The organism is Paenibacillus sp. FSL R7-0204, assembly GCF_038002225.1.
Classification (GTDB): Bacteria; Bacillota; Bacilli; order Paenibacillales; family Paenibacillaceae; genus Paenibacillus_AQ.
The window spans coordinates 7,594,350-7,602,659 of record NZ_JBBOCA010000001.1 but is presented as its reverse complement, the minus strand read 5'-3'; the positions used below and the strand labels follow the sequence as shown (position 1 = coordinate 7,602,659).

Below are 8,310 nucleotides of genomic sequence, written 5' to 3'. Positions count from 1 at the left end.
GACTGGAGCAACGGGAGTAGGAGTGACCGGGGCGACTGGGGCAACGGGAGTAGGAGTGACCGGAGCAACCGGCCCGAATATTGCAACAGAAGGATTCTCCGCCTTCCTGCCAACGTTCTCCGCCTCGGCCAGTACGCAGCTTACAGGCTGGACTGTGACTACGCCGTACTATGATAGTGCGACATTTAATGAGACTACGGGCAACTACACGATACCGGTATCCGGCAGATATTCGTTTGAAGCAACCATTAACTACAGCACTACGGCTGCCATCTCCGTTGCATTGGGAGCGGGAATTGATCCGGCTTTTGTAGTGCGGAGAACATCCCCGACAGTGACAGATCTGGTAACCGGATTGTTCCCGCTGCTGAATGTTAACATTGCGCTTCTGCTGTCTCTGCGAACAATCCTTGGTAATGGTACGGTAACATTGGCAGGTGAAGTTGAACTGACAGCAGGCGATGTAATCGGACTGTTCTATGTAGCAGACGGATTAACTATTCCGCTTGATCTTGGCGGCTCCTCGTCGGGGGTCGTATGGTCTGTTCACAGACTGACCTAGTCCCGGCAGGCGGATAGACCCATCAGCTCAGCCAAAAGAGCGTTCCACAGCAATCATTGTGGAGCGCCTTTTTTGTTGCTGTTTAGGAAATTATGATTTTCGGCAGTAACATTTTAAGAGGAATCCTGCAATAAGTGCAACAAATACTGCCCCAAAGAAGCGGTCAATGCTGAAATCCTGCACGAACTGCAACAAATTCAGTGCTAACTTGCTCGAAGCACCGAAATTTGTGCAAATAATGCAACATTGTACTTGCAACCAGTAAAAGGTATAGGTGAATCCTGCCACAAGTGCAACATTACTGCTCCTTAAAAGCGGCCGGTGAGAAGGCGAGTGGACAAAATGTATGTGAAAAACCGAGCACAATGCGTTGCCGCGAAGATGCGTGGGCGGGATGCAATCTAGAAGGGAGCACGGGGAGCATTACTGCCCCTGAATTCGCAGATGTCCAGAAGCAGAAGCGAGGCCCTTCCAAACTCCGTAGGATTTTGAACTTTTATTATAGATGGCCTTATTTAGCATGGGGCCTCCTGCGGGTACACTGAAGTCAGGGAAGAGAGGGACTGCTGAAGGAACCGGGAGGCGGAAGACAATGGTTATGAAGACGAAGAGAAGTGTGGCGGGTACAGGTGGCAGCAGCTTGCCTGTAGGCCGGAACACGCAGAAGAGACACAGGCTGAAGCATCTGCTGAAGCATAAGATACTGCTGCTGATGCTGCTGCCGGGCGTAGTATTTTTACTGATCAACAACTATCTGCCGATGTTCGGAATTGTGATTGCGTTCAAGAACATCAACTATGTAGACGGGATTCTCGGCAGTCCGTGGGTGGGGCTGGATAACTTCAAATTCCTGTTCGCCACCTCGGATGCCTGGATTATCACACGCAATACGGTGCTCTACAACTTCGTGTTCATTGTGCTCAATCTGCTCTTCGCCGTATCCATCGCGGTGGCCCTGAATGAGCTGAGGAACAAGCTGGCCGCCAAATTCTATCAGAGCATCATGTTCTTCCCCTACTTCCTGTCGATGGTGGTGGTGAGCTATCTGGTATTCGCTTTTCTGAATGTTGAATACGGTTTCATCAATAAAGGGGTCTTCGCCCTGTTCGGGCTGGATGAGCTCAGCTGGTATTCGGAGCCGAAGTATTGGCCGTTCATTCTGCCGCTGATTAATCTCTGGAAAGGGGTGGGCTATGGCTGTGTCATCTATCTGGCGGCGATCATCGGCATTGACAACGAGTACTATGAAGCGGCTCTGATCGACGGTGCCAGCAAGTGGAAGCAGATTCTGCACATCACGATTCCGCTCATCCGGCCGGTCATTATTATTACAACGATTCTGGCGATCGGGGGCATCTTCCGTTCCGACTTCGGGCTGTTCTACCAGACGACACTGAACTCCGGGGCGCTGTACCCGACCACACTGGTCATCGACACCTACGTCTATAACGCGCTGATTAATATGGGTAACCTGGGGATGTCCGCAGCAGCCGGATTATACCAATCGGTGGTCGGCTTTTTCCTGGTCCTCGGCTCGAACTGGATCGTGCGCAAGGTTGATAAGGATCAGGCGGTTTTCTAGCTAAAAGTCAGGCGGCGCACGTACCCTGTAGAAGGAGTGGAAATCCGTGGCTAATAACGAAATATCCCGATTTACTAACGTTCTCCTCCATATTATTTTTATCATCCTGTCCCTGGCCTGCCTGCTGCCGATTGTACTTGTGTTCATGATCTCCATAACTGATTACGATTACATCGTCCGTAATGGCTATCAGTTCTTTCCGGAGAAGCTTAGCCTGGAGGCTTACACCTATATATTCAAGGATTACAGTGTGGTGCTGCGGGCCTATGGCATCTCGTTCTTCGTCACGATCACCGGAACGCTGGCCAGTGTGTTCCTCTCTTCCCTGTATGCGTATCCGATATCGCGGGCGGATTTCCGGTACCGGGGGGTGTTCGCTTTTCTGATCTTTTTCACCATGCTGTTCGGCGGCGGGCTGGTGCCGTGGTATATGGTCTACACTCAGGTGCTGGACCTCAAGAACTCCATCTGGGCGCTGGTAGTGCCGATGCTGCTGTCCCCATTCAATGTGCTGATCATGAAGACATACTTCCAGATGAGCGTGCCGCCCGCGCTGATTGAAGCCTCTACCATTGACGGAGCGGGGGAGCTAAGGACGTTCTTCCGGATTGTTTTCCCGCTGTCTCTGCCGGTCTTCGCGACCATTGGGCTCTTTAACACGCTGCATTACTGGAATGACTGGTTTAACAGCATGATTTTCATTACCGACACAGACCTCTATTCCCTCCAATATCTCATGTACAAAATGATCTCCCAGGCAGACTACCTGAGCCGCAACGGGGCACTCATTCAAGGCTCGGCCACCGAGCTGGCCAAATTACCGGGGGAAACGATCCGTATGGCAATGGCGCTGATCGGCATCGGGCCGATTGTACTGGCCTATCCGTTCTTCCAGCGGTATTTCATCAAAGGACTGACGCTCGGCTCTATCAAAGGCTAACCTCGGAACCTACCGATTAGCATATATTTGTCCATCAAGGGGAGGAAAAAGTATGGCAAGTAAAAAAGTCACAGGTCTGCTGCTGTCATTTGTGCTTATGGCGGGGTTCACCCTGGCCGGATGCTCCGGCAATAACAACAATACGGCTGCGCCTACAGAGAAAACGGGAGAGAGTACCACAGCTCCGGCAGCAACGAAGGAAGCTACAGCAACGGAAGCGCCCGGGACCAAAGCGCCGGATGCGCTTGAGCCGGTGGAGCTGTCCCTGTATCTGCCCGGCGGGCCGGATAAGGACGTGGCGTCCGTGGAGCAGGAGATCAATGCTTATCTGAAGGACAAAATCAATGCCACAATCAAGATTAACCAGCTGAGCTGGGATAAACCGGCTGACAAGGTCAACCTGATGATCCAGTCCGGCGAGGTGTTCGATATGGTCTATACCTGGAACTTCATGACCAACGCCGCGAAGGGGGCGTATCTGCCGCTGGAGGAGCTGCTGGACACCTATGCCAAGGAGACGAAGGCACAGATCAATCCCGCTTACCTGCAGGCAGCTACCGTCAACGGACATTTGTATGCGGTTCCAACCGAGAAGGAGCTGGGGCAGTCGGTCGGGTTCGCTTTTGACAAGGCGATTGTGGATAAATACGGCTTCGATGTGAACAGCCTCCAGAAGCTGGAGGATATTGAACCGATGCTGAAGACGATTAAGGAGAAGGAGCCGGCCCTCTCTCCGCTGTTCATGAACCATACCGACAGCCTGCACTGGTTCACTGCGTATCCTGACAGCGAGGACTTAGACGGCAGCAATGATATCCCGACCCTGCTGGATTACAAGACCATGAAGGTGTTCAACGAATATGACACGCCGGCCATGACGCAGCGGCTGAAGCTGATCCGCAGCTGGTATGAAGCGGGCTATATCAACAAGAACGGAGCTACAGACAAGACCGAGCTGAAGGATGCGGTCAAAAGCGGCAAAGCCTGGTTCGTCTACGGCAACATGAATCCGACCTCCACCAATGACTGGACCCGGCTCGCCGAGAAGCCGATGATCATCAAGACGCTGCTGCCTGTTCAGGTCAGCACCAAGAGTCTGCAGGGCTCGATGCTCGCCATCTCCAGAACCTCGAAGAACCCCGAGCGGGCCATGATGTTCATGAACCTGATTCACACCGATCCGGTGCTCTACAACCTGCTGACCTTCGGCATTGAGGGCAAGCACTACAAGAAGCTGGAGAACAATACCGTAGAGTTCATTGCGGACAGCGGCTATAACTCCGTATCCTCCTGGATGATCGGCAATGTGCTGTTGAACTACCTAAATAAGGATGAAGATCCGAAGCGCGTGCAGCTCTATACAGACTGGAATAAGAATTCGAATATTTCACCGGTCATCGGGTTTGTGTTCGATTCAACTAAGGTGCAGTCGCAGATCGGGGCGCTGATCAACATCACGAAGCAGTATAAGAATACCCTGTTCTCCGGAGAAAAGGACCCTGAGCCGGTCCTGAAGGAGATGAACAGCAAGCTGAAGGCCGCAGGCCTGGACGCTGTGATTACGGAAATTCAGAGTCAGCTCGACGCTTTTCTGGCCGCCAAATAAGCAGTAGAGGCCATAGCACGCCCGGTACCCGGCAGCAAGCAGTCACGCGGCCGCCTGCGGCAGGTACCGGGTATTCTCTTTCGCTAATCCAGCCTTTGGGGAGCCCCTATCTGATCAAGAGAGGGTGTTACTATGCGAATTCAGAGAATCACAGGCAAATTGCTCATTGCAGCTCTAGTATGGATGTCCGCTTCACTGCCCGGAGCACAGATCAGCTCCGCCGAAATGCCGCCTGCACAGGCGGTTGTGGAAGTAAACTCAAATAACAGTACGGTCACAGAGGATACCTACCAGCCGTCTCCGCTGCTCTGGCAGGTGGGTGAGCAGGATAACAGCTCCGCAGAATTTACAGTGTATCAGGATGTGTACAGTGAGAATATTACCCTCCCCGTCAATCCCCTGAACTGGAATACGATCTCCCGCGGCATGAAGCTGGACCGCAATGCGGCGATGGAGCTAAGCTTCGATCTTACGGAAGTCCCCCTCTATGGTGTGGAGTTCAGCTTCAAGGTACTGGATGCAAGCACCGCTATTCCGCAGCTGGCCGTATTCACCAATGGCAGCTTCAGCGGGCTGATTCAGATTACCGGGCTGAACGACGGAGAGACCCCCCTTACGAACACATGGAAAGAAACCTATAGACTCTATATTCCCTCAGAACAGCTGAAGACCGGCAGCAATGAGCTGAAGCTGACCGTGGACCGCGGGCTATACGCTGATCCGCTGTCGCCCGGATATGACGGTGACAAGTATCTGTGGTTTGAATGGGATTATCTCAGGCTGAGTGTATTAACTGAGCCGGCCGCTGAGCCTATTCACGGACGGTATGTCCACCTGGGAAGCACGATTGCCGCCTCAACCTTCCGGTATGACGAGCATGCGATCCGCCATCTGGCCCCGATGGCTAAGTGGCTGGGCATTGCCTACAGCGGCAACTGGATGCGCACCTCCTTCTGGTCCGATACCAGCGCAGGCTGGGACCCGCAGGGGCGGAAGTACCTGGAGACGCTGCGCGACCTCAACCTTGCGCCCATGGTTAATATCATCGGCGGCAACTGGAAGACTAACAGCGAGCTGGCGGCAGGGACGATCAGCTCTGCGCTGAGGAGCTATTACAGCGGATTTGTCAGCAAATTCGGTGATCTGTACCAGTATGCCGAGACAGGCAATGAGCCGGGATTGTTCGGCTGGGCACAGAAGGCAGTGCTGGCGCTTCATGAAATGATGGACGAGGAGAGGCAGACGAACAGCCAGCCTTACTTGAAAATTGTTGCTCCCGGGTGGGCCTACTGGCCGTATAACGGCGCCCCAGACGGCTGGGAACGGGATGCTGCCCAGCGTGCGCCGATTGAAGCGCTGTCGGATGTGACCAACGGACACAGCTATGGCGGGACCGGCGTCCAGCCGTTGCCGGGCGGAAGCCTGTATGAGAATCTGCGGGTGTACAGTGATTCAGAGGAAGGCTTCGGCAAAGAGATGGCCATGAGCGAGACCGGCAGCAACGACAATCATTCCGACAATACGAAATACGGGACGTATGCTTACAGGTTCGCTTCTGCTTTTGACCGGGAGCTGCGGGGGAATATCGGTTATGCTGACCATATTATGCAGCACGCGGCCTTCTTCAATGACGGGACGGAGTTTGGCCTGTTCAATTCAGCGATCAACTGGAACACACACCGTTATGAGGATACAGCAGCGGTACCGGCTAATATCAATGAATCCGGGGAGACCCGGCTGAAGACGTTCCGCAGATTGGCCGCCGCTTACGCCACCCATGGAAGCCCGCTGGGCTACGAGGTACTGAATGCAGCTGAACTGACCGGGCTGAAGGCGTATTTCCGCGCAGTGGATACCTCGGCGCTGGGGACTACAGCCATCGGGGCTTCGTCCGATAAAATCCTGCTGAACTTCGTGAATTTCGAGAAGACGCCGGTCACGATGCAGGTCCGGGTTGCTATGCCGTCCAGCGGGGTGTATTCCGGGGAGCGGTTCGGTCCAGGGGAGACGTACGCCGCCGCCTACTCCCGGGTGGAGCTAACGGCAGATCCCTACCTTACCCTTACAGTGGCACTGGAAGCGGGGGAGACGGTCCAGTATATCCTTGATGAGCAGGACAACACGCTGCCTGCTTCTCCGGGCAATCCTGCGGCAACAGCATTAAGCCATGAGCAGATCCGGCTAACCTGGACGGCTTCCACAGACAACGCTGCTGTCGTCAGTTATAACGTCTACCGTGACGGCGGAGCGGCTCCGGTGATGAATATTCCGGGACGGCTGACCTTCTGGGATGACTATACCGTAGCGCCGCAGACCACTTACAGCTACACAGTGCAGGCCGTGGATGACTCCGGCAATGCATCGCCTCTTAGCACAGCCGTATCAGCGACTACACCGGTCATGCCGATTACACCGCATGCCGCAGGAGATCCGGCCAAGTTCGAGGCCGAAGCTACCGCCTTTGCCTTGCCACTGAAGACCGGCAATAACAGCAGCGCCTCGGGCGGCAAGGTCGTGGAGCAGACGCATAGCGGAGGCTTAACGATCCAAGGCTTCCATTCCGAGAATGGTGGCAGCTACACCTTAACAATTGTATACGCTTCCAATGAGGAATCGAAGAAAAATATTCTCGTGAACGGCGTGAAACAGTCCACAATAACCCTGCCTTCAACGGGCAGCTGGACCGCGAATCTGACCGCACGGCAGTATGGGATTACCCTCCAGCCGGGCTATAACATGATCAGCTTCACCTCCGCCGGTAAGGGGGCAAATCTCGATTATTTCAAGCTGGAGGAAGGGCTGTATGTTCCCCTCTCTCACTGGTATCCGGCCGCACATGATCATCCTTACATTGATTATGCCGGATTCACGACTGCACCCAATGGAGTCTCCCATGTGACCTACGGGGAGGATGCCACAGCCGCCTTCAGCTTCAATGGCATCGGTGTCCGCTGGAGATCAGATATCAAGAGCGATATGGGCAGTGCGGATGTCTACGTCGATGGCGAGTATAAGGAGACTGTAGTCATTCCGCAGGCAGGGCTGGAGGGCGATCATAAAATTGTCTACAAGCTGACGGGACTGGATTACGGGCTGCACCGGATAGAGATTGTAGGCAACGGCGGAAAGGTGATGGTCAGCGGGCTGGAGTATGAGAGCTACGAGTCTGTACTGCCCGCACCGGGACCGGATCTGACAGTGACGGATATCGGCTGGCATATTGTGAACAGTGACGGAAGCCCATCCGCGCACAGCACACCGCAGTTGGGCGACTCCCTGATCTTCTGGGCCAAAGTGAAGAACATCGGCGTCCGTCCCACACCGCTGAATGCTTCGACCGGACTCGGGCAGATTACCGGCGGCGCCTTCTCAGTCAACGGCGGGGTAGTCTCGTGGACAGACACGAATACCAGTGTGATTCAGCCGGGCGAAGAGATTACATTGACGGCTAACGCCAGTGCGCAGGGCACCCCCCGGTGGACGGTGCCGACCATCGGCGAGTTTACGGTCAGCTTTTTTGTGAATGATATCTGGCGGTATGCAGAGATGAACAAGGAGAATAACAAGCGGGCACGGGCGCTGGAGATCAGCCTGCCCTGACCGGCTAATCAGCCGCTGGG

At 54.4% G+C, this 8,310-nt stretch carries 4 protein-coding genes and 1 pseudogene; all 5 read left to right on the top strand.

Annotated features, from left to right (window positions below):
* Window positions 1-562 (top strand): annotated as a pseudogene (locus MKX42_RS32915) (collagen-like protein); the annotation flags it as partial.
* A 592-nt stretch (window positions 563-1,154) separates the two neighbouring features.
* Window positions 1,155-2,144 (top strand): ABC transporter permease, encoded by a 990-nt coding sequence (locus MKX42_RS32910; RefSeq protein WP_445669351.1) that lies wholly within the window; start codon window positions 1,155-1,157, stop codon window positions 2,142-2,144.
* A gap of 46 nt (window positions 2,145-2,190) precedes the next feature.
* Complete coding sequence (locus MKX42_RS32905) at window positions 2,191-3,084, top strand: carbohydrate ABC transporter permease (RefSeq protein ID WP_340757582.1); 894 nt, start codon at window positions 2,191-2,193, stop codon at window positions 3,082-3,084.
* A 52-nt stretch (window positions 3,085-3,136) separates the two neighbouring features.
* Window positions 3,137-4,690 (top strand): ABC transporter substrate-binding protein, encoded by a 1,554-nt coding sequence (locus tag MKX42_RS32900; protein ID WP_340757581.1) that lies wholly within the window; start codon window positions 3,137-3,139, stop codon window positions 4,688-4,690.
* A gap of 132 nt (window positions 4,691-4,822) precedes the next feature.
* Window positions 4,823-8,290 (top strand): carbohydrate-binding domain-containing protein, encoded by a 3,468-nt coding sequence (locus tag MKX42_RS32895; protein WP_340757580.1) that lies wholly within the window; start codon window positions 4,823-4,825, stop codon window positions 8,288-8,290.
* The last annotated feature ends 20 nt before the right edge of the window (window positions 8,291-8,310 follow it).